Raw genomic sequence first — 1,004 nt, 5'->3', positions numbered from 1 at the left:
TACCAATTCCGCCACCTGGGCGCTGTTGCTTCACATTTTGCGGCGCTTGTCGTTTGCTTTTCAGCTAGCGGCTTGCGTTTCGTTTCGTGTTCAGCAGCAGAGGAACGAGATTATGCATACTTTTTTTAAAGTGTGCAAGTCATGCAGCTTTTTTTTCACTTTTTTTTGGTTTTTTTTGAAGGCGCCGCTTTCGCTATAGTGTCGCCCCATGTCACGCATCGTCTGCCTGCGCTGCAAGCGCCCCGAATCCCATTGCCTGTGCGCCTTGATTCCCGCCTTGGCGCCGCGCTCGCGCGTGCTGGTGCTGCAGCATCCCAGCGAAGCGCGCCATGCCTTGAACACCGCCCGGCTGGCAGTGCTGGGCCTGGCGGGTGCGCGGCGGTTGGTGGGTGAGTATTTCCGGCCCGAGCAATGGGCCGAACCGGGCTGGGCATCGCATGTGCTGTTTCCGGGCGAGGGCGCAGAGGTGCTGAAGCCCGGTTGTGCCGCGGCCAGTGGCGCCCCGGTGCAGCTGATCGTGCCGGACGGCACCTGGACGCATGCCCGCAAGCTGCTGCACATCAATCCCGAATTGGCCGCGCTGCCGCGGGTGATGCTGCCCGACGGTTTGACGACGCGCTACCGGGTCCGGCATGCCGACATCGCCGGCGCCTTGTCCACCATCGAAGCGGTGACCCATGCGCTCAATGCGCTCGAAGCGCCGCACAACTTCGACACCTTGCTGCGGCCGTTCGAAGCGCTGATCGATGGGCAGATCGAAGGCATGGGCGCTGATCTGTATGCGCGCCATCACCTCAATAGAAAGGTGCCCCGGCGTTGAGTGGGGGTGGCGCGAGTCGGGTGCCACATGCGCACGCCGCATCGGGTTTCACATGCGCACGCCGCAAAGCAAAAGGCCCGGCAATCTTTCGATTACCGGGCCTTTCAACTTTTTAATCAACGCCGCTTGCATCGTGATGCCAGCCGCCTTGATCGGAATTCCGTGGTGCCCAGGAGAGGACTCG

Annotated in this window: 1 protein-coding gene; it reads left to right on the top strand. The window is 61.6% G+C overall.

Going from position 1 to position 1,004, the window contains the following annotated elements; genetic code table 11:
* Positions 1-208 precede the first annotated feature (208 nt).
* The gene (locus U858_RS0125980) at positions 209-820 is read left to right on the top strand and encodes a tRNA-uridine aminocarboxypropyltransferase (protein WP_025140046.1); all 612 of its coding nucleotides are present in this window, start codon (positions 209-211) and stop codon (positions 818-820) included.
* The last annotated feature ends 184 nt before the right edge of the window (positions 821-1,004 follow it).

The sequence above is a fragment of the Achromobacter sp. DH1f genome (genome assembly GCF_000633435.1).
Lineage (GTDB): Bacteria > Pseudomonadota > Gammaproteobacteria > Burkholderiales > Burkholderiaceae_B > Achromobacter > Achromobacter deleyi.
Note: the sequence above shows the minus strand (reverse complement) of the source record. Positions and strands in the feature narration are given on the sequence as shown.